An 18,029-nucleotide genomic window follows, 5' to 3' on the forward strand; every position below is an offset into this window, starting at 1 on the left:
TGTTTATTCTGTGACTTGACTCAAGAACGGTGTGATATCGACGTTAAGTGCTTCCGAGAGACGCGCGCCGAGGTCGCGGTCGGCCCGGTAGAAGTTGCAGATCAAGAGGAGCACCGTGTTTTCATGGCGAACTTCTTTAATATGCGCCACCAAGTTGTTCACGAGTGCCGTCTTCTCTTCTTCCGAGTAGCGACGGTACACTTCTCCAGCTTGACCGAAGTCGTTCGTCTTCTCGATTTTTTGACGTCCGGCCACGCCTGAGAGTGGTTGTTCCGTCTCGATATAAGCCGCATCCGGTTTCGGTGCGTCCTCATAGCGGTTCGGTTCATAGTTGACCGGGCTCGTTTGTTGTTTGAACGGCATCACGCCATCACGCTGATTGTTCGACACTTGTGCGAACGGACAGTTGATTGGGAGCTGCAAGTAGTTCGCTCCGATCCGGTAACGTTGCGTATCCGAATAGGAGAACAAGCGACCTTGGAGCATTTTGTCTTCCGACGGTTGAATCCCAGGTACAAGCACGCCCGGGTTGAAGCCGACCGATTCCGTCTCGGCAAAGTAGTTGTCGACGTTTTTGTTGAGCGTCATCGTACCGACGAGCTGATACGGGATGACGTCTTCGAACCAGTCTTTTGTCGCGTCGAGCGGATCGAAGTCGAAGTTGTCCATATCGGCCGGGTCGAGGATTTGGACGTAGAGATCCCATTCTGGGAAGTCGCCTTCCTCGATGGCGTTGAACAAGTCGCGTGTCGCATGGTTGAAGTCTTCGGCCTGTACTTTCGCCGCGTCTTCCATCGACAAGTTTTTAACCCCTTGTTTTGGGACCCAACGGAGTTTTATGTACACCGTGTTTCCGTATTCGTTGACCCATTTGAATGAGTGGACCGATGAACCGCGCATATGACGGTATGAGGCTGGAATCCCTTCATCGCTGAACAAGTGGATGAGCATGCTCGTCGATTCCGGCGTGAGCGACATGAAGTCGAAGAAACGGTCTGGGTCTTGCAAGTTCGTCCGTGGGTCCGGTTTGAGTGAGTGGATCACGTCTGGGAATTTGATGGCGTCACGGATAAAGAAGACCGGTAAGTTGTTTCCAACGAAATCATAGTTCCCTTCTTCCGTGTAAAACTTGACCGAGAATCCACGTGGGTCACGAAGCGTCTCTGGTGAGCCAAGACCATGGATGACGGTTGAGAAGCGAGCGAAGATTGGTGTCTCTTGTCCCTCTTCCTGCAAAAATTTGGCTTTTGTATATCGTTTCATGCTATTTTTAACTTTGAAGACACCGTGTGCTCCGGCACCACGGGCATGAACGACCCGCTCCGGCACGCGCTCACGGTCAAAGTGGGCGAGTTTTTCAATGAGTTGATAATCTTCGAGAAGTGTCGGGCCGCGGCGACCCGCTGTGATGGAGTTGGCGTTATCCCCGATTGGGACGCCTTGGTTAGTAGTTAGACGACGATGTTGATCCATATTGTTGCCTCCTCTTTATAATCATTCTTACAAAGTTAATGATATTAAAAGATAATAATTATTACAAATAAAACGCTCGAGCTATGCTCGGACGTTTTGCAATCGCTTTCAGTTTTTACGTTTCTTGTGTTGTTCTTTTCGGTGAATCTCGGTCACGAGCAAGGCTGCGATAATGCCGCCGAGTGATCCGGCAACGAGATCGACCATCGTGTCGTCGTTCCCGTTCCCTTGCATCGTCGTGTTCAATAGCAAGTCCGATGTGAATTCATACATTTCCCAAAGTGCCGCCCCGGCCATCGCGAAGACGACGATATAGACGAAGACGAACCGCTTCGGCATCTCAAGTCGGATGTCCTCATCAAGTCGACTTAAGAAATCAAAGCCGAGAAACGCCAAGAAGACGCCGCTCAACACGTGAAGAAACGTGTCCCACCAACCGTTCGAATATAAGCCGACAATTGACCCCAAGTACTGCGACGCAAACAAGAATAAGATATAGGCGACTTTCATTTTAGCGTCGAACTCGGTTTTGAACGTCTTCTCGAGGATGAACGGAATCAAACCCGACACGATTCCCGCCCCGGCGACGCTCGCGTCAAACCACTCTCCTTCGATGATCGACGTGACGAGTATGACCGCCATGAACAACACGAACCCGAATTCCAGTAGACGTCCTCGTGTCAGTTTCATCTCTGCGCGCCTTCCTTCGTAAGAATGTCTCACCTACCGTATTCCCGTTTCAGCGACCGTTTCAACAATCCCGTCCGAAAATTCGTGCTTTTGTCGGATTCTTCCGTCATCAGTTTGTCTCATACTGAAAGAAACGATTCGAGGAGGAACACTCATGCCGATCAACCCGTATCTCAATTTCAATGGCGACTGTCGCGACGCCGTCCTGTTTTATGCCGACGTCTTCGCCGAGCCCGCCCCGGACATCATGACGTTTGCTGCCCAGCCTGGACCGGACGGTGAACCGGTACCGGATGAGCTGGCCGACCTCGTGCTCCATGCCCGTCTAAGCGTCCACGGCACTTCGCTCATGTTTTCGGACGCGATGCCGGACGGTCCGGTCACGTTCGGACAGAACATCACGCTCGCCGTCGTGACAGATGACCTCCACGCCATCCGTCGTGAATTCGAGGCCCTATCTGACGGCGGCCGTGTCCTCATGCCGCTCCAAGAGACGTTCTGGAGCAAAGCGTACGGCATGGTCGAAGACCGTTTCGGTGTCCAATGGCAATTTAGTCACGAGGCTTGACCATGACAAAGACCCCATGCTACTTGCGATGGGGTTTTTCGACTCTTTTTATGATTAGCATTATGACGGGGCCATGAATCAACACTGAATTACTTGTGAACGGAGAAACAAGGCTGTAAGCAACATGAGATAAAAATGATCTGGTTCTCTATATCGCGTTTTAAAATGAGGTTCTGCGTATAAAGTGAAAAAACTTTCAGGGAGATGGGATAAACTCATGAAAGAAGACAAACACGAACACTCAAATATTCCGATTTGGGCTTATGAGACTATTGAAATAGAAGATTCTAATGTGCAGTGGGCACGGTTAGGTCTACAAGAAACAAGAGAGTTGTTCGACTTACTTTCAAAGTTTGACATCAAGGAAGCGGAACACATAGGTAGTACGGCCGTTCCTGGTCTACCCGCAAAACCGATTATAGATGTGATGATTGGGATCGAATCGTTTGAAAAAATCCACGATATTGTTGATACGTTAACGTTGCATGATTGGCACTATGTACCACCTGAACTAGATGGACAATCCTGGCGGAGATTTTTTGTGAAAGTAAAAAATGATAAGCGAGTTGCCCATTTACACATCATGAAAGTGACAGAAGATCGTTGGGGAAAACAGATTGAGTTTCGAGATAAATTACGAGACAATCCTTCGCTTATAAAAGAGTACGGGCTTCTTAAAAGACATTTAGCAAAAGAATTTCGTAATGACCGAGAAAAGTATACTCAAGCTAAAGCTGCCTTTATAAATCAAGTATTAAACACCTGACTTGGAGGCATGGAAACACGAATTGGGCAAACATGACTGCAGCAATGCTTCACTTCGGGCAGAGCCATCAATAAAAAAATCAGACCGCATGTTGCGATTTGATTCGTTAACAGCTCGAGACCCCATCGCAAATCCGCGATGGGGTCTCGTTTATTTCTGGGCGACAAAAAAGATTCGTTCTGCGTTCGGGCCCGGAGCTTGGTCTGTAAAGTCGGCCGTGACCGATTTCACATGGAAGCCGGCTCCGATGAGCCATTGCATATATTGCCCCGGCTCATACGTCCGTTGCTCATGCGTCTCTTCGACACGCTCATACGTGCCATCCTCAAGGGCGACAAAGAACGTCAAATCGTGAACGACCGAGAGCGGTGCTTCGCCTGGGTCGGCGAACCAGATATACGAGCAATCTTCCCCGTTCGAGGCATACGTCTTCTGGTTGAAAAGCGTCTGCATCTTGTTTGGCGAATGCACATCAAAGATGAACATGCCGCCCGGTTTCAATTGTTCGTACACCGCCTCGAACGTGTCGATGACATCGGCCTCATCCTCGAGATAGCAAAGCGAGTCACAGAGGATTGTCACGGCGTCGACCGGATGTGGCAATTCAAGCTCCCGCATATCCTGTTGCCAGAGCGGAAGCGTGATGCCTGCCTCGAGCGCTTTCTCTTGGGCGACTTCGAGCATCGACTCAGATAAGTCGAGTCCGATCGTCTCGTAATACTGCGCCAAGCGAATCGTCGCCGAGCCCGTCCCGCATCCGACGTCAGCAAGCGATGCACCGTCTTTGACATGGCGGCGCACGAAGGCGACCCAGTCCTCGTACGGGGCATCTTTCATCAACTCATCGTAGACGTAGGCGAACCCTTCGTACGCCATTAGCCGACTTCTACTTCCACTTGTGGCGCATCTGCCCACAGTTTTTCAAGGTTGTAGTAGTCGCGGTCATCGCGATGGAAGATATGGACGACGACGTTTTCGAGGTCAGCGAGCACCCAACGTGCCGAGTCCATGCCTTCGAATTTGTGGAGCGGAAGCTCATGCTCGCCGGCCACGTCTTTGATTTCGCGCGCGATCGCTTGGACTTGCTTCTCTGAGTTACCGTGGCAGATGACGAAATAATCTGCGACTGGTGAGATGCCTTCCATGTCGAGGACGACGATATCTTCGGCACGCTTATCGTCAGCGGCCTTCACGATCAATTCTAATTCTTCTTTTACAGTCATACTGTACCTCCTAGGGTGTTTTCACAAAATGGTTATACGTCTCAATCGTCAGTGGGAAAATCCGCACCGACTTGTTCAATAAATAAGCAATCGTCTGGCGCAACGTCGCGACGACGGCCGCTTCGAGCGAACGATCCGCGAGGTCACGTAAGACGTCGACGCCGGGATACGACCGATTCGGTTCGATCGCGTCCGCAACGAATAAAATCTGGTCGAGCCGGGACATGCCCGGTTCTCCGGTCGTGTGGTTCTTGATGGCCGACACGACGGCCGGGTCAAGGTCGTACGCTCGGTCTAACAGGATGGCCCCGACCGGCGCATGCAACAGCTCGTCATCGAACGCAAGCAAGCTCGGATCGAGGTTCTCCTCGACCACGACTTGCCGCATCATGTCGGCATCCAAATATTTCGCATAGTCGTGCAACATCGCCGCGAGTCGCGCCGCTTCCACATCGGCACCGTACAAGCGGGCCAACCGGTCGGCCGTCTCGACGACACCGAGCGTGTGGATGTAGCGTTTCTCGGGCAACGTCGCCTCAATCAATGATTGTGCTTCCTCATACGTCATACAAGTCGCGCTCCTTGATATAAGTTTCGACATCGAGCGGGACGAGATATTTGATGGACTTGTCCCGTCTCGTCCGCTCCCGGATATCGGTCGACGAGATTTCGAGTTGCGGCATATCGATCGTGCGCACATCTGCCTGTTTCGGGATGCGGTAGCGGCTGCCCGGACGCGCGACAGCCCCGAACGTGACGAGGGTGACGAGCGTCTCGTAATCGTACCACTTCTCAAGTGATTCGAGCGAGTCCGCCCCAATCAAGAAGAAGAACGTGTCGTCCGGAAACAAGTCCCGCAACCGTCTCATCGTCTCGACCGTATAGGACGGTTCGTCACGTTCAAACTCAATCAAGCTTAGTTTGAACGCAGGTTGATCTGCAATCGCCCGCCGGGTCATTTCGATTCGGTCTTTAGCCGGGCTGAAGCCCGCCTTGTGCGGCGGAATCGCCGCCGGCAGAAACCAGACCTCATCGAGTTCCAACTGTTCGCGCGCCTGCTCGGCAATCAACAAATGACCGAGATGTGGCGGGTCGAACGTGCCTCCCATCAGGCCGATGCGGCTCATGGGAGTTTGATTTGGCGATTTTCTTTCTCAGTCGCCTGTTTGTACAAGACGATGACTTTTCCGATGACTTGAACGACTTCGGCTTTCGTGCCTTCAGCCAATTCTCCGGCTACGTCTTTCGGCGTATCGGTACAGTTTTGAAGCACTTGAACTTTCAAGAGCTCACGTTTTTCGAGCGCGTCGCTGATGTCTTTGCACATCGCTTCACTCACTCCATTTTTTCCGACTTGATAAATCGGCGAGAGGTGGTGTGCCTCGGCACGTAAAAAGCGTTTTTGTTTACCTGATAACATACTATTTATTCCTCCAATAAGCGTTCAATTAACTTCATTCCGACAAGTTGATCCGGTCTCACACCTGTCCAATATTCAAACGCCAAAGCGCCTTGTCCGACGAACATGGCAGTTCCGTTGACGATTTTCGCGTCTGCTTTGGCGGCTTCCTTTAAAAACGGTGTGACGAGTGGACGATATATGATATCACAAACGACAGTGTTTTGTCGTAAACCTTTTAACGATCGTGGTGAATCGACCCCGTCCATGCCGACCGATGTCGTCTGGATGATGACGTCATACCGTGCGATCTCGACATCTGTGAGCGCCTGCGCCTCGATCCCGAACGCGTCCGCGAGACGCTCCGCCCGTTCCATCGTTCGATTCGTGACCGTGACGTCACGGGTCGGCAAGGCACTGATGATGCCGCGCGCTGCCCCACCCGCCCCGATGACGAGCACATGGCCCGTCCAATCGGTCCAGCGGTCGAGCGCGGCGACGAGGCCGGCACCGTCCGTGTTCGTCCCAATCAGCTTCCCGTCCCGCTTATACACCGTGTTGACGGCACCGGCGGCTTCGGCCGCCACATCGAGTGTATCAAGGTACGGGATGACAGCCTCTTTATACGGGATTGTGACGTTGAATCCGTCCCAGACACCGTCACGCATCTGTTGAAACAAGTCCTCGATTTCGTCCGGGGTGACGTCGAGCGCCTCATAGCGCCCGAAAAGCCCAGACGCTCTCAGCCACTGCTCGTGCAGGACGGGAGAGAGCGAATGAGCAATCGGGTGACCGATGACGGCCAGTCTCATACGAGCGCCTCACGCAATGTGACGGCAACTCCTTTTGGTGCCCACGCGGCGATGCGTCCACCTTTTCCGTGAATCGCAACCCAACCGAGTCCGCTGAAGACGATGTCTGTCTTGACGCCGTCACGGAGACTGAACTCGTGACGCACGAGCGGAGGCAATAGTTGCAACGTTTTCTCGTTCGGCGGATTGAGCATCTTACCGATATGGTTTTCGTATAGTTCATCTGCTTTGTCGAGCTTGGTCCGGTGTGTCTTCAACTCGTTCGACATGTAGACAACGAACGAGCGCTTGTTGCCTTCCATGTAGTCGAGACGGGCGAGTCCACCGAAGAAGAGTGTCTGCTGCGGGTTCAATTGGAACACGTGCGGCTTAATCTCTTTTTTCGGGGTGATCGTCTTCAAATCTTTCGCATCGACGAAGTGAGCCATTTGATGACGGTTGATAATCCCCGGCGTATCGTACAGGTTCGCATCATCGTCGAGCGGGACGTCAATCAAATCGAGCGTCGTTCCCGGGAAATGACTGACCGTGATGATGGCCTCGTCTTCTGCTCCGAAACGCTTGATGATTTGGTTGATGAGCGTCGACTTCCCGACGTTCGTACAACCGACGACATAGACATCCTTGCCTTTACGATAGTACTCAATCTTCTCTGCGAGCTCGTCGATGCCGTGCCCTTTTTTGGCACTGATCAAGTGCACATCGACCGGGTTCAAGCCGAGTTCTTTCGCTTCAGACTTCATCCAGTTGGCCATCCGGTTCGGGTTGACCGACTTCGGTAACAAGTCGACTTTGTTCCCGACCAAGAGGACGGGGTTCGTTCCGACTGAGCGTTGTAGCCCTGGCAACCAGCTGCCATTGAAGTCGAAAATATCGACGATTTTAATGACGAGCGCTTCTTTGGAGCTGATGCCGTTCAAGATGCGCAAGAAGTCGTCATCTGTCAATTCGACGTCTTGAATTTGATTGTAGTGCTTCAATTTGAAGCAACGTTGGCAAATGACGATCTCGCGATCGAGTGCCGATTTTGGTGCATAACCGGCACCGGTCGGGTCTTCCGTTTGAATAGCGACACCGCAACCGGCGCAATAACGTGTTGTTTCTTCCATAATGTTGTCTGCTGTCATTTAAGTTGCCTCTTCTTCATTCACTGTAGCGCCTCGCCGCTACTCCTGAAGCGTTAATTCCGACGCCTTACGCGCCGTACATGGACAGCCTCCTTCTTCCTGTGCGTTCGAGGTCCTTATTCATCTTTTTTATGTGAATCTTCGGAACGCGAGTGCATCGCTTCACCGATTTTCTCAGCGACCGCCACTTTGGCGCGCTTCGCATCGACGGCGAGCTCCTCAACTTTTTTCGTGATCAACACGTACTTTCCGCGACGTTTCATATGAGCGAACACGACTTTTTCAAGCATGCGATTGAACTTCGTGACGAGTCCGTCCGTCTTGACGACCGGTTGCACGTGGATGACGTGAATCCCGGCCATGTTGGCGCCGAGTACGTCCGTGAACAATTGATCGCCTAAGAAGATGGCTTCTTTCGTCGAATAGCCATATTTCGCAAGCGCCTGTTTGAATCCAGACGGCAACGGCTTTTTCGCACGGGCCACATAGTGAAGGCCGAGCGGTTCCGTGAACGTACGTACGCGGTTCTCGTTGTTATTCGAGACGACGATGACATCGAGTCCGTGTGATTTCACTTTTTCAAGCCATAGCAAAAGAAGCTCTGGTGCGTGCGGGACGTCCCAGGCCACGAGTGTATTATCAAGGTCCGTCAAAATGACGCGAACCCCACGGTCTTTCAATTCTTCAAGGTCGATGTCAAATACTGACGCGACGAACTGTTTCGGATAAAGTCGATTAAACACGATTAAATTCCTCCAATTAGCTAAAGCGATTCAACTACTATACATGTAGTGATATCCCTTCTATGGTAAACGAAAACCGACCAAACGACTAGTGTATCGTTCGGTCGGCCTAAAAAAGTTTTAAAAAATCAACCGTTTTGCATCGTCCCGATGACTTCTCCAAGTCGAACCGGGCCGATTTTGGCCGGATCAATGAAGACACGGCCTTTCTCAAAACAAAGGATGACGGTCGAGCCGAATGAGAAGTAACCGACCTCTTCGCCTTTGGCCGCCTGGTCGCCTGCGAGCGTCCATTCGATCGTATTGACGTTCAACGCACCGACCATGATGTGCTCGTATACTCCAGCGGCCGTCTCGAAGCGCGTGACGCGACGGTAGTTGCGTGAGAGCGGACGGACCGTCTCCGTCAACCCGATGTCGTTGACCGGCGCCGAACGGTCACCGAGTTCATAATGACTGAGCACACGCCCGGCGAGCGGGACATGTACCCGATGATAGTCTCGCGGACTCAAGTAAAGGACACAGACCGTACCGCCGGCGTAACGTCTCGCTTCTTGTTGCGAGCCGAGCAGTTCGGCAAGCGTGTACGACTGACCCTTGACCTCGAAGCGGCTGTCGACCGTAATATCGGCCACGATGGACAGTTTCCCGTCGCATGGCGAGACGACCGAGCTCGGGTCGGCATCAATCGGCCGGGCCCCGTCTTTCAAATGACGCGTGAAAAAGGCGTGCAGGCTCGGATAAGCCTCGATCGGTTCCGCCGCTTCATCAACGTTGATTTGATACGTTTTCGCAAACGACGGGATGAACGCCCGGCTCGCTGATGATTCGGCGAAGGCACGGAGTCGCTTGGCAATGACCGGGGTCGCGTTCAATTCAAACAATGTCTGATATAAGCGGCTTTTGATCACTGTGCGCCCTCCTCGTTTTTAAAGAACGTCTCGTACTGTTGCTCCGAGACCGCTCCTTCGACACGTCCGACTTCTTTTCCGTCTTGGAAACGAATCATTGTCGGTGTCCCGTTGATGCCATAAGTCGTCCAGACATTATGGTCGGCCAAGTTGATGGACACAGCGTCATATTCTTCGATGAGTGGCTCGACGTACGGTTTGACTTGCTCACAATATTCGCAACCTGTCTGCCAGAAGTAGACGACGACTTCCTCTTCTTCTGAGATTTTCGTCTCGAGCTCCTCCGGTGTGACGGCGTTGACTCCCGTCTCCTCGTTCGCATTGTTCAAGAAGAACAACAAACCGAGACCGATAACGATGATGACTCCGATGATGGCGAACGTGATGAAGTTCGCCCGTTTGGCACTATTTTTCATGACCGATTCCTCCTCGTAATATAAAAAGAACTGACTCGGATATGAGCCAGCTTGGTTGTAGACGTCTTACTTCTCTTGTGCGACGTCGCTAATCCCCATATCTTGGTTAAGCGTGTCTAAGAGTACAATAAAGATCGTGATGACGACGCCAAAGAATGTCGCGAGCATCGCGTTGAACGGCACGCCATCGACAGCAGAAATGATAAAGATTGCTGTATTCGAAAGCAAGATCGCCCAGAACAATGTGACTAAGTAACGCATCGATAGTCCCCTCCATCTCACAGATGATTCATGAAAAATTCATACGTCCTTAGTATAGCATTGTTACCGTAAAATGTGCGACCTCGATTGTATATTCTTTCCGTCGAAACGGGAAATATGGTACGGTTTGAGAAATAAGCAACTCGTAGAAAAGAGGAAACCCTATGTCACGTTATTTAATCGCAGTCGATTTGGATGGAACGTTGTTGCGCGACGACAAGACGATCAGTGAACGCAACGTGCGTGCGCTCCAGGCGGCCCGTGAGGCCGGTCATGAAGTCATGATCGCGACCGGTCGCCCACATCGCCACTCGATCATGTATTACGAAGAGCTCGGCTTGACGACACCGCTCATCAACTTCAACGGGGCGCTCGTCCATCATCCGAAAGATCCGTCATACGCAGTAACGCACCGTCCAATCCCGCTCAAGACGGCGCATGAGATTATTGAAGAAGTGTCGGACACGAAAGCGCACAACATCGTCGTCGAAGTGACCGATCACGTCTACTTCCATAAAGACCCGCAAGAGTTTTACAGCCCATACGCCGAACGCGCACTCAGCGTCACATCGGGCAACTTACTCAAGCACTTGCAGGAAGAGCCGACCTCGCTCCTCATCCACGCAACGAAAGAGCACGTCGACAACGTCCGCGCTCGGTTGAATAAAGTCCACGCCGAGGCCGTCTTGAACCGCCAATGGCGCATGCCGGAGCATATGATTGAAGTCATGAGCCAGAACACGTCGAAGGCGCTCGGTTTGCGCGAAGTGTCGAAACATCTCGGCATCAACCGTAAAAACATCATCGCGTTCGGCGACGAGGAAAACGACCTCGAGATGCTCGACTACGTCGGCACCGGCGTCGCGATGGGCAACGCCATCAGCCAGTTGAAAGCCGTCGCAGATGAAGTGACCGCGTCGAACATGGAAGACGGCATCGCCATCTACCTCGAAGAAAAACTCGGCATCAAAGCATAATCCACACACCGACTGTTTATGCAGTCGGTGTTTTTGCGATTTGCCTACAGGAAACGTATCAAATAGTCGTCGAAAATCTTCGTCATCACTTTCGGGGTATTGGCCAAATACACATTGATTTGTTCCGCATTCGAGGCAACGGCGTCACCTTGTCTCTCGTCTGTCGGAAAGTCGGAGATACCTTTGATGATGATGCATTCGACGTCATTTTTCTTACAGATATACGCGATGGCACCCGCTTCCGTGTCCGCGATGGTGATGTCATGTTTCTTCAGTTCCAGGTAATCGTTCCACATCACGACCGCTCGATCGGCCGTCGCGATGGTACCGCTCAAAAAATCGTCCCCGTAGTTCGCTAGTTCAATGTCGACGATGAACGATTGCTTGATCAGCGGCTCTACTTCTTTGACCGTGCAATCGTATTGAACAGCGCGATGAGGGATGAGGATATCCAACTGGTTGAACGTATCGTCGATTCCGGCGCACGTGCCAGCCACAATCACTTTCATTAAATTGAAGCGAGACATCATATATTGATTGGCACCGACCCCGTTCGCTTTCCGCACACCGGTGCTGTAGAAAACGAGTTCGACATCATCAAGCGTCCTCTTGAAATACTCGCCATACGGGTAACTGAACCGTTCATCCACGCTAACGTCATAATACTCCAATGTCGCTTCATACTCCCATTTCGTCGCAATACTGACTCCAATCATCACACGTCCCCCTCACATTTGTTTGATCTCTACCTATACAATAACCCCCGCTAAACGTTCAGCGGGGGTTTATTTTAGCGTCGGAACGCACCTTCGACATCTTCAGTCGGGACCATATTGATGAAGACGCTTGGATCGGCGTCTTTACAGATGCGTGTGATTTCACGCACTTCGTGTCGTTGAGCGACCATCATGAGCGTCGCTTTCTCGACTTTCGAGTATGTGCCGATCGCCGGCATGAGCGTGATGCCGCGGAAGACGTGTTGGTGCAACTCCTTCGTCACTTCGTCCGGATGACTCGTGACGATGAAGAGCGTCTGGCGCTGCGTATTCGTATAAATCTCATCGATGACTTTCGACGTCACATATAAGAAGACGATCGTATAAAGTGCGGTCTGCCAACCGAACAACGCACCGGCCCAAAGCGCGATCATCATGTTCATGAGGAACAGATAGACGCCGACCGAGTTGTTCGTGAACTTCGCTAAGATCAGGGCGACGATATCGAATCCGCCGGTCGAGGCACCGAAACGAATCGTAATCCCCGAACCGATGGCGAGCAAAACCCCACCGAACACAGCGTTCAAAAGCGGGTCGTCCGAAATGATTGACGACTGCGGAAGCACGCGAATGAACACGGTGACTGCCGCGACGCTGATCAATGTATGAATCATCATGTTCTTGCCGAGCATGAAATAACTGACGATCAACAGCGGTACGTTCAAGACGAAGAACCAAATCCCTTCCCCGAGCTCAAACGGTGTCCCCGCAAACAGTTGCGTAAAAATTTGGGCGAGCCCCGTAAATCCGGTCGAGTATACCCCCGCCGGGATTAAAAATAATGTCATGGATAATGCAACGAACACTCCCCCGATAATCGAAACGATTCCGATGCGAGCGTGTTCTTTAACGGCTTCCGTCAAGTTTTGTCTCCCCTTTCAAAAATGGCTAAGAATCAAGATAACATAGTTTTCTAGTGCTGCCTACCATAAAAATAATGGGATGTGTCTACGCTCTTCATAAAAAAACAAGCCGGCCGAGGCCGACTTGTTGAGCTGATGCGTTTGGTCACGCTTTCACCGTCTCGATTGTCACGGCATCGTTTGCCGGGACCGTGACGATGTTTCCGTATACGCGGATGGACACGTCCGTTCCACCTGTCTGTTTGATCGTCACTTGTTCACGCGTCGACGTGACCGTCAAGTGATGACCGCGCCAGAGCATGTTGAACGAGTACCCGTTCCAGCCTTTAGGAATCATCGGGCTGAATGTGAGCTCCGACTCAAGGGCGCGCATACCTGCGAAACCGTGAACGATCGACATCCATGAGCCGACCATCGACGTGATGTGAAGCCCGTCTTCCGTGTCGTTGTTATAGTTATCGAGATCGAGTCGTGCCGAACGTTGGTACAACTCGACCGCCTTGTCTTCATAGCCGACTTCGGCTGCGATAATCGAGTAGACGCAAGGCGACAAGCTCGACTCATGGACCGTACGCGGCTCATAGAAGTCGAAGTTGGCCCGCTTCTGTTCGACCGTGAAGCGATCGCTGAACGTATACAGTCCTTGGAGCACATCCGCCTGCTTGATGAAGTTCGAGCGGAGGATACGGTCCCACGACCAGTTTTGGTTGAGCGGCAAATGTTTCGGATCGAGGTCTTTCACCAAAATCTGTTCTTTATCCATGAAGCCGTCCTGTTGCATGAACACGTCTGGGACGAGGTCATCTTTCGGGTAGTACATCTTCGTTTGAATATCGTTCCACTTCGCGAGTTCTTCGTCTGAAAGACCGAGCGTCGCGACAAGTTCTTCAAGGCGCGCCGACTCTGCTTCTTTCAAATAGTTGTACACTTCTTGCGTGTACTCGAGCGTCCAAGCGGCAATCAAGTTCGTATACCAGTTGTTGTTGACGTTGTTGTCGTATTCGTTCGGACCTGTGACGCCTAGAATCATATACACGTCTTTGTGCGGGACAAAGTTGACGCGGCTCGCCCAGTAACGCGAGATCTCGACCAATACTTCAAGTCCGTATTGACCTAGGTATGACTTGTCGCCCGTGAAGTTCGTATAGTTGAAGATGGCGTGGGCGATCGCACCGTTCCGGTGAATCTCTTCATGCGTGATTTCCCACTCGTTGTGGCACTCTTCCCCGTTCATCGTCACCATCGGATAGAGGGCGCCTTCCATGCCGACGTTCTTGACCGAGTTCTCTTTTGCTTGCGGCAATTGGTTGTGACGATATTTGAGCAAGTTCCACGATACTTCCGGTTTCGTCGTCGCCAAGTAGAAGTGGAGGCAATACGCTTCCGTGTCCCAGTATGTGGCGCCGCCGTATTTCTCGCCAGTGAACCCTTTCGGTCCGATGTTGAGGCGCGAGTCCTCGCCCGTATACGTCTGATACATGTTGAAAATGTTGAAGCGGATACCTTGCTGCGCTTCAGCGTCGCCGTCGATGCGGACGTCCGCATCTTCCCAACGAGCGAGCCATGCTTCCGTCTGCTCGGCGAGAAGCGTTTCGAAGCCTTTTTCGAACGCCATCTCGACACGTTGCATCCCTTCCGATTGTAACGCCTCGACTTCATAATCACGGTTCGTGACGACCGAGACGTACTTGTACGCCGTCGCCGTCTCACCAGCTGGTGCCGTGACCGTGAACTTGTTGGCGACGTAAAGGTCCGTCGCTTCGAGCACTTCGCAACGTGCCCCCTCAACGTCAGCAATCATCGATGCCGTGACGTGCCAGTCGAGCTTCTTCGTTTTCGTTGTCACGAACCCAAAACGCTCTTCGACCCCGTGTTCGACCGGCAACCAGAACTTCTCATCGTAGTTTGAGTCTTCGTTGACGACATCGCCGTCCAAGAAAGGTGTGAATTCGACTTTCGCTTCGTAGTTGACCGGAGTGACGTTGTAACGGATCGCCAAAATCTCTTTGTCGACGATTGAGAAGAACCGGACGACTTCGACGTTCGTCTCTTCCGTCCCGTTCACGAGTGTGAACGTCCGCGTCAAGACACCGCGCTGCATATCAAGTTCACGCATAAAGTCTTTCACTTCCCACTTCGCCAAATCGACCGGCGTCCCGTTGATGGCGACACGAAGCCCAACGACGTTCGTCGCGTTCAATACTTTTGCGAAGTATTCCGGATAACCGTTCTTCCACCAACCGACACGTGTCTTATCTGGGTAATAAACACCGGCCACGTAAAAGCCTTGATGTGTATCGTTTGAATACTCTTCTTCAAAGTTGCCACGCATCCCCATATGCCCATTCCCGAGCGAGGTAATTGATTCCGCCAGGCGATTTTCTTCCGGATGTAGGCCTTTTTCCGTTACTTTCCATTCGTCGACTGCAAACAATCGTTTCATCTGTCTGCCACTCCTTTTTCTCTACAAGGCTACTCGTCATTAGACAATCGAATCATGCAACCGTTTGTCTATGAAAGCGCTGTATTTCAATCTCACCTCTCATTTTACACGACTCGCACGAGAATGCAATCGTTTGCATAAACTTTTTTCTTACTTTTTGGAGCAAACAAAAAACCTACCACCTTTTCAAGAAGGCAGTAGGTGCTCTAGTCACTTATCTTGGTCGCGCCCGAACGCCGCGTTCGCTTCGTGCCCTTCGAACGCCGGGTTGTTCCCGTCATTGAACCCCGTGTCCGGTTCATCAAGAATCAAGGCATAGCCTCCGTTCAAAATATCGCCATACGCGCGGTTGACGTCGTCGTCAGCGAGACCGAGGTCGAGCAACGCCCGCTTTACTTCCTGCTCGCCTTCGGCCACACCCGCGAACTTTTGCATCCAGTTCGCGCTCGCTGCTTCCACTTTTGCGTCGGTGTTCCGTTTGACGAGCGAGACGTCATCTTTGTCTCTCGCGACGACATATAAGTCGCTCTCCTCATAACCTTCCTCGGTCAATTGATCGATTTTGGCGACGAGGGCCGCCTCGTCTTGGTATGTGTCTACAAATCGACGTTTGCTCATCGTGTCTCATCCTTTCGGGTTGTCTGGTCATGAATCGTGACGTCGGTCTGACCGACCTCGGTCACTTCAATTTCTTCTTTACGGAGCGTCTCCGTCATAGTCTTCACGTCTTCGGTCACTTGTTTCCGGACGATAATCTCTTCGACGACGACAGGACGTTTGACGATGAACGCCCGTTCCTCGATGACTTGAATCCGGAGATGGTCCCCTTCGTCAATCGTGCGAATGCCGGGCTGATTAAAGTCATAGTCCTCGAGCACGTCTTCTGACCCTGGTGTCCGCTCCACATGAACCTGTTCCCTGCGGACCGGGACTTCAATCTCTTGAACTGTCTCCGCGACGTGTCGATTGATGACGACCTCGCCCGTTTGAACGGCTTGTTTCTCGACGGTCAAGCGCTCCTCGTGCAAGGCAAGCGTCTGTTCTTCCGTCTCCGGTTCTGATTTCATTTTCGGGCGGCCGGCCTCAAGCGATTGATCGCCACGGTCGGCATCGACGTATAAGAAGAGGCGTCCCTGCTCGACTTCCTGAGCGAAGCGATCCTGTTGCTCCTTCGTGAGCCGCATGCTACCAAGCCAGCGTTCAATCGGTCGCTCGCTCGATGTGACGAGTGAGGCGACCGTACCCGGTTCGTCGGTGACGAGCACATATAACTTCGACTGGCGTCGGACCGCGTCCGCGACGTCGGCTCGTTTGACGAGGACGTACATGTCCTCTTCGGCGTATCCTTCTCGTTTCAAATCGACCGTTCGATTGAGCAGCGCCTCCGGCTGGTCAAATACTTCAGAGATAATCGCATGTTTCATGGCATTGATTCCTCCTATGATTACTTGGCGAAAAAAAGGATGGTCCCTCAGAGAGAGCCATCCTTGTCGAGGTACTTGGTCAATCGATTACAGGCGGTCACGCTCGTCGCGACGTTTGCGATCGAGATCATGATCGCGATGGCGAAGGTCGTCTTCCCCTTCGATATGCGCTTCTTCTTTACGCAACGTCTCACGTACCGTTTCCGTATCTTTGACTTTCTCTTTGCCGACGATGATTTCTTCGGCAACGACATCTTTCTTCGTCACATCGACACGTTCTTCCGTGACCGGTACGCGAATCTCATCGCGGTCAGTCGTCGCATCGAACGAATGTCCTGTCGCTTCACGGTCCCCATCGACACGGCGACGTTCGACATACACTTCATCGTGCTCGACTTCGACATCGACGCGTTCTTCGCGTTCGACGACATCTTTCTCGACGCGAACTTCACCAGTCTGCACACGTTCCTTGTTCACAAGGAGACGCTCTTCGTGCAACTCGAGTTTCTGTTCGTCCGTCAAGTCCGTACGGTTACGAATGTCCTCATCCATATCGTTGAAGCGGTTCGAGTTGACGCCTGCACCTGTTGCACCGATGCCGGCACCGGTTACGCCAGTCCCTGTTCCGAAGTCACGCGCGGTCATATTGCCCGCTTCGTTACCTTCTGATCCGTAACCAGCTGATGTGCGGCCGCCTTCGAACGTATCGTTACGTCCGTCGTCAAACACGCCGTCATTCTTGTCGAGCAAGAGGACCATGCCGCCGTTTTCGATATCTTGGTGATGACGCGCCGTCTCTTCTTCTGAGAAGCCGAGTTTATCGAACGTGTGACGTACTTCGTCTCCGCCGTCTGCTACTCCGAAGAAACGATCGAGCCATGACGCTTTCGTTTCTTTTACTTCTGCATCCGTTTCGCCGCGAACCATCGAAAGGTTCGACTTATCTTTCACAACGACGTACAGATCGTCTTCGCGATGCCCTTGGGCGCGAAGCTCATCAATTTTTGACACAAGCTCTGACTCCTGATAGTAAGTGCCTACATAACGTTTGTTATCCATGATTGTATCTCCCTTTCAAATTCTTTATTTTTTTTGGTTATTGGCTGGGCGGATTCGTAATGATCTGCCATTCGGCCGGTAATGTAGATGTTCCCTTG

Annotated in this window: 22 protein-coding genes; 3 read left to right on the top strand and 19 right to left on the bottom strand. The window is 52.0% G+C overall.

Annotation, left to right across the window (positions count from 1 at the left end; all coding sequences use genetic code 11):
• Window positions 1-3: 3 nt before the first annotated feature.
• Together KNP68_RS05970 and KNP68_RS05975 are read right to left on the bottom strand one after the other, a co-directional pair.
• Window positions 4-1,473: a catalase gene (locus tag KNP68_RS05970; protein ID WP_021066643.1), complete on the bottom strand. Its 1,470-nt coding sequence runs from the start codon at window positions 1,471-1,473 to the stop codon at window positions 4-6.
• Window positions 1,474-1,581: 108 nt separating this feature from the next.
• A complete protein-coding gene (locus tag KNP68_RS05975) occupies window positions 1,582-2,163 on the bottom strand; it encodes a DUF2238 domain-containing protein (protein WP_021066644.1) in 582 nt (193 codons plus the stop codon).
• A gap of 154 nt (window positions 2,164-2,317) precedes the next feature.
• Between KNP68_RS05975 and KNP68_RS05980 the strand changes: the two genes are divergently transcribed.
• Window positions 2,318-2,731, top strand: coding sequence for a VOC family protein (locus tag KNP68_RS05980; RefSeq protein ID WP_214755697.1), 414 nt, complete (start codon window positions 2,318-2,320; stop codon window positions 2,729-2,731).
• A 217-nt stretch (window positions 2,732-2,948) separates the two neighbouring features.
• Window positions 2,949-3,497 carry a GrpB family protein gene (locus KNP68_RS05985; protein ID WP_214799030.1) on the top strand — a complete coding sequence of 183 codons (549 nt, stop codon included), beginning with the start codon at window positions 2,949-2,951 and terminating at the stop codon, window positions 3,495-3,497.
• A gap of 150 nt (window positions 3,498-3,647) precedes the next feature.
• On the opposite strand, the gene KNP68_RS05990 is transcribed toward KNP68_RS05985, so the two are convergent.
• The 11 genes from KNP68_RS05990 to KNP68_RS06040 form a co-directional block, all read right to left on the bottom strand.
• Window positions 3,648-4,373 (bottom strand): class I SAM-dependent DNA methyltransferase, encoded by a 726-nt coding sequence (locus KNP68_RS05990; RefSeq protein ID WP_021066646.1) that lies wholly within the window; start codon window positions 4,371-4,373, stop codon window positions 3,648-3,650.
• On the bottom strand, window positions 4,373-4,720 hold the full coding sequence (gene rsfS / locus KNP68_RS05995; RefSeq protein WP_021066647.1) for a ribosome silencing factor: 348 nt from the start codon (window positions 4,718-4,720) through the stop codon (window positions 4,373-4,375). The genes KNP68_RS05990 and rsfS overlap by 1 nt, the downstream gene beginning before the upstream one ends.
• Window positions 4,721-4,730: 10 nt before the next feature.
• Window positions 4,731-5,288, bottom strand: a complete 558-nt coding sequence (gene yqeK / locus KNP68_RS06000; protein ID WP_021066648.1) for a bis(5'-nucleosyl)-tetraphosphatase (symmetrical) YqeK — start codon at window positions 5,286-5,288, stop codon at window positions 4,731-4,733.
• Complete coding sequence (locus KNP68_RS06005) at window positions 5,278-5,847, bottom strand: nicotinate-nucleotide adenylyltransferase (RefSeq protein WP_058763065.1); 570 nt, start codon at window positions 5,845-5,847, stop codon at window positions 5,278-5,280. Before KNP68_RS06005 ends, yqeK begins: the two co-directional genes overlap by 11 nt.
• On the bottom strand, window positions 5,844-6,140 hold the full coding sequence (yhbY, locus tag KNP68_RS06010; protein ID WP_021066650.1) for a ribosome assembly RNA-binding protein YhbY: 297 nt from the start codon (window positions 6,138-6,140) through the stop codon (window positions 5,844-5,846). Before yhbY ends, KNP68_RS06005 begins: the two co-directional genes overlap by 4 nt.
• Window positions 6,141-6,145: 5 nt before the next feature.
• Window positions 6,146-6,931, bottom strand: a complete 786-nt coding sequence (aroE, locus tag KNP68_RS06015; protein WP_021066651.1) for a shikimate dehydrogenase — start codon at window positions 6,929-6,931, stop codon at window positions 6,146-6,148.
• Window positions 6,928-8,040, bottom strand: a complete 1,113-nt coding sequence (gene yqeH / locus KNP68_RS06020) for a ribosome biogenesis GTPase YqeH (RefSeq protein ID WP_214799086.1) — start codon at window positions 8,038-8,040, stop codon at window positions 6,928-6,930. Before yqeH ends, aroE begins: the two co-directional genes overlap by 4 nt.
• A gap of 134 nt (window positions 8,041-8,174) precedes the next feature.
• On the bottom strand, window positions 8,175-8,801 hold the full coding sequence (locus tag KNP68_RS06025) for a YqeG family HAD IIIA-type phosphatase (protein WP_021066653.1): 627 nt from the start codon (window positions 8,799-8,801) through the stop codon (window positions 8,175-8,177).
• 128 nt (window positions 8,802-8,929) lie between these two features.
• Window positions 8,930-9,712 carry a phosphatidylserine decarboxylase gene (locus tag KNP68_RS06030; protein ID WP_214799032.1) on the bottom strand — a complete coding sequence of 261 codons (783 nt, stop codon included), beginning with the start codon at window positions 9,710-9,712 and terminating at the stop codon, window positions 8,930-8,932.
• On the bottom strand, window positions 9,709-10,128 hold the full coding sequence (locus tag KNP68_RS06035; protein WP_214752434.1) for a thioredoxin family protein: 420 nt from the start codon (window positions 10,126-10,128) through the stop codon (window positions 9,709-9,711). Before KNP68_RS06035 ends, KNP68_RS06030 begins: the two co-directional genes overlap by 4 nt.
• A 66-nt stretch (window positions 10,129-10,194) precedes the next feature.
• Window positions 10,195-10,389: a YjzD family protein gene (locus KNP68_RS06040; RefSeq protein ID WP_214752432.1), complete on the bottom strand. Its 195-nt coding sequence runs from the start codon at window positions 10,387-10,389 to the stop codon at window positions 10,195-10,197.
• Window positions 10,390-10,553: 164 nt separating this feature from the next.
• Between KNP68_RS06040 and KNP68_RS06045 the strand changes: the two genes are divergently transcribed.
• Complete coding sequence (locus KNP68_RS06045) at window positions 10,554-11,366, top strand: Cof-type HAD-IIB family hydrolase (protein WP_214799034.1); 813 nt, start codon at window positions 10,554-10,556, stop codon at window positions 11,364-11,366.
• Between the two features lie 44 nt (window positions 11,367-11,410).
• On the opposite strand, the gene KNP68_RS06050 is transcribed toward KNP68_RS06045, so the two are convergent.
• From KNP68_RS06050 to KNP68_RS06075, 6 genes are all read right to left on the bottom strand, one after another.
• Window positions 11,411-12,082 carry a 5'-methylthioadenosine/S-adenosylhomocysteine nucleosidase family protein gene (locus KNP68_RS06050; protein WP_214799036.1) on the bottom strand — a complete coding sequence of 224 codons (672 nt, stop codon included), beginning with the start codon at window positions 12,080-12,082 and terminating at the stop codon, window positions 11,411-11,413.
• Window positions 12,083-12,156: 74 nt separating this feature from the next.
• Window positions 12,157-13,005 (bottom strand): YitT family protein, encoded by an 849-nt coding sequence (locus tag KNP68_RS06055; protein WP_021066659.1) that lies wholly within the window; start codon window positions 13,003-13,005, stop codon window positions 12,157-12,159.
• A 145-nt stretch (window positions 13,006-13,150) separates the two neighbouring features.
• The gene (locus KNP68_RS06060) at window positions 13,151-15,448 is read right to left on the bottom strand and encodes a glycoside hydrolase family 65 protein (RefSeq protein ID WP_214799038.1); all 2,298 of its coding nucleotides are present in this window, start codon (window positions 15,446-15,448) and stop codon (window positions 13,151-13,153) included.
• 210 nt (window positions 15,449-15,658) lie between these two features.
• Entirely contained in the window at window positions 15,659-16,066 is a 408-nt protein-coding gene (locus KNP68_RS06065) for a general stress protein (RefSeq protein WP_021066661.1), read from the bottom strand.
• The gene (locus tag KNP68_RS06070; RefSeq protein WP_214799040.1) at window positions 16,063-16,872 is read right to left on the bottom strand and encodes a YsnF/AvaK domain-containing protein; all 810 of its coding nucleotides are present in this window, start codon (window positions 16,870-16,872) and stop codon (window positions 16,063-16,065) included. The genes KNP68_RS06065 and KNP68_RS06070 overlap by 4 nt, the downstream gene beginning before the upstream one ends.
• A gap of 87 nt (window positions 16,873-16,959) precedes the next feature.
• Window positions 16,960-17,931 (bottom strand): YsnF/AvaK domain-containing protein, encoded by a 972-nt coding sequence (locus KNP68_RS06075; protein ID WP_021066663.1) that lies wholly within the window; start codon window positions 17,929-17,931, stop codon window positions 16,960-16,962.
• Window positions 17,932-18,029 lie beyond the last annotated feature (98 nt).

Origin of the sequence: Exiguobacterium sp. s50, from assembly GCF_018618175.1 — a bacterium.
Lineage (GTDB): Bacteria > Bacillota > Bacilli > Exiguobacteriales > Exiguobacteriaceae > Exiguobacterium > Exiguobacterium chiriqhucha.

Excerpts from the sequence above, each read along its gene's own strand:
- KNP68_RS06050 (WP_214799036.1), bottom strand. The coding sequence starts at position 12,082 with ATGATTGGAGTCAGTATTGCGACGAAATGGGAGTATGAAGCGACATTG.
- KNP68_RS05970 (WP_021066643.1), bottom strand. The coding sequence starts at position 1,473 with ATGGATCAACATCGTCGTCTAACTACTAACCAAGGCGTCCCAATCGGG.
- KNP68_RS06005 (WP_058763065.1), bottom strand. The coding sequence starts at position 5,847 with ATGAGCCGCATCGGCCTGATGGGAGGCACGTTCGACCCGCCACATCTC.
- KNP68_RS06045 (WP_214799034.1), top strand. The coding sequence starts at position 10,554 with ATGTCACGTTATTTAATCGCAGTCGATTTGGATGGAACGTTGTTGCGC.
- KNP68_RS06065 (WP_021066661.1), bottom strand. The coding sequence starts at position 16,066 with ATGAGCAAACGTCGATTTGTAGACACATACCAAGACGAGGCGGCCCTC.
- KNP68_RS06035 (WP_214752434.1), bottom strand. The coding sequence starts at position 10,128 with ATGAAAAATAGTGCCAAACGGGCGAACTTCATCACGTTCGCCATCATC.
- KNP68_RS06060 (WP_214799038.1), bottom strand. The coding sequence starts at position 15,448 with ATGAAACGATTGTTTGCAGTCGACGAATGGAAAGTAACGGAAAAAGGC.
- KNP68_RS05985 (WP_214799030.1), top strand. The coding sequence starts at position 2,949 with ATGAAAGAAGACAAACACGAACACTCAAATATTCCGATTTGGGCTTAT.
- KNP68_RS06070 (WP_214799040.1), bottom strand. The coding sequence starts at position 16,872 with ATGAAACATGCGATTATCTCTGAAGTATTTGACCAGCCGGAGGCGCTG.
- rsfS (WP_021066647.1), bottom strand. The coding sequence starts at position 4,720 with ATGACTGTAAAAGAAGAATTAGAATTGATCGTGAAGGCCGCTGACGAT.
- KNP68_RS05975 (WP_021066644.1), bottom strand. The coding sequence starts at position 2,163 with ATGAAACTGACACGAGGACGTCTACTGGAATTCGGGTTCGTGTTGTTC.
- yqeH (WP_214799086.1), bottom strand. The coding sequence starts at position 8,040 with ATGGAAGAAACAACACGTTATTGCGCCGGTTGCGGTGTCGCTATTCAA.
- KNP68_RS06040 (WP_214752432.1), bottom strand. The coding sequence starts at position 10,389 with ATGCGTTACTTAGTCACATTGTTCTGGGCGATCTTGCTTTCGAATACA.
- KNP68_RS06075 (WP_021066663.1), bottom strand. The coding sequence starts at position 17,931 with ATGGATAACAAACGTTATGTAGGCACTTACTATCAGGAGTCAGAGCTT.
- yhbY (WP_021066650.1), bottom strand. The coding sequence starts at position 6,140 with ATGTTATCAGGTAAACAAAAACGCTTTTTACGTGCCGAGGCACACCAC.
- KNP68_RS05980 (WP_214755697.1), top strand. The coding sequence starts at position 2,318 with ATGCCGATCAACCCGTATCTCAATTTCAATGGCGACTGTCGCGACGCC.
- yqeK (WP_021066648.1), bottom strand. The coding sequence starts at position 5,288 with ATGACGTATGAGGAAGCACAATCATTGATTGAGGCGACGTTGCCCGAG.
- KNP68_RS05990 (WP_021066646.1), bottom strand. The coding sequence starts at position 4,373 with ATGGCGTACGAAGGGTTCGCCTACGTCTACGATGAGTTGATGAAAGAT.
- aroE (WP_021066651.1), bottom strand. The coding sequence starts at position 6,931 with ATGAGACTGGCCGTCATCGGTCACCCGATTGCTCATTCGCTCTCTCCC.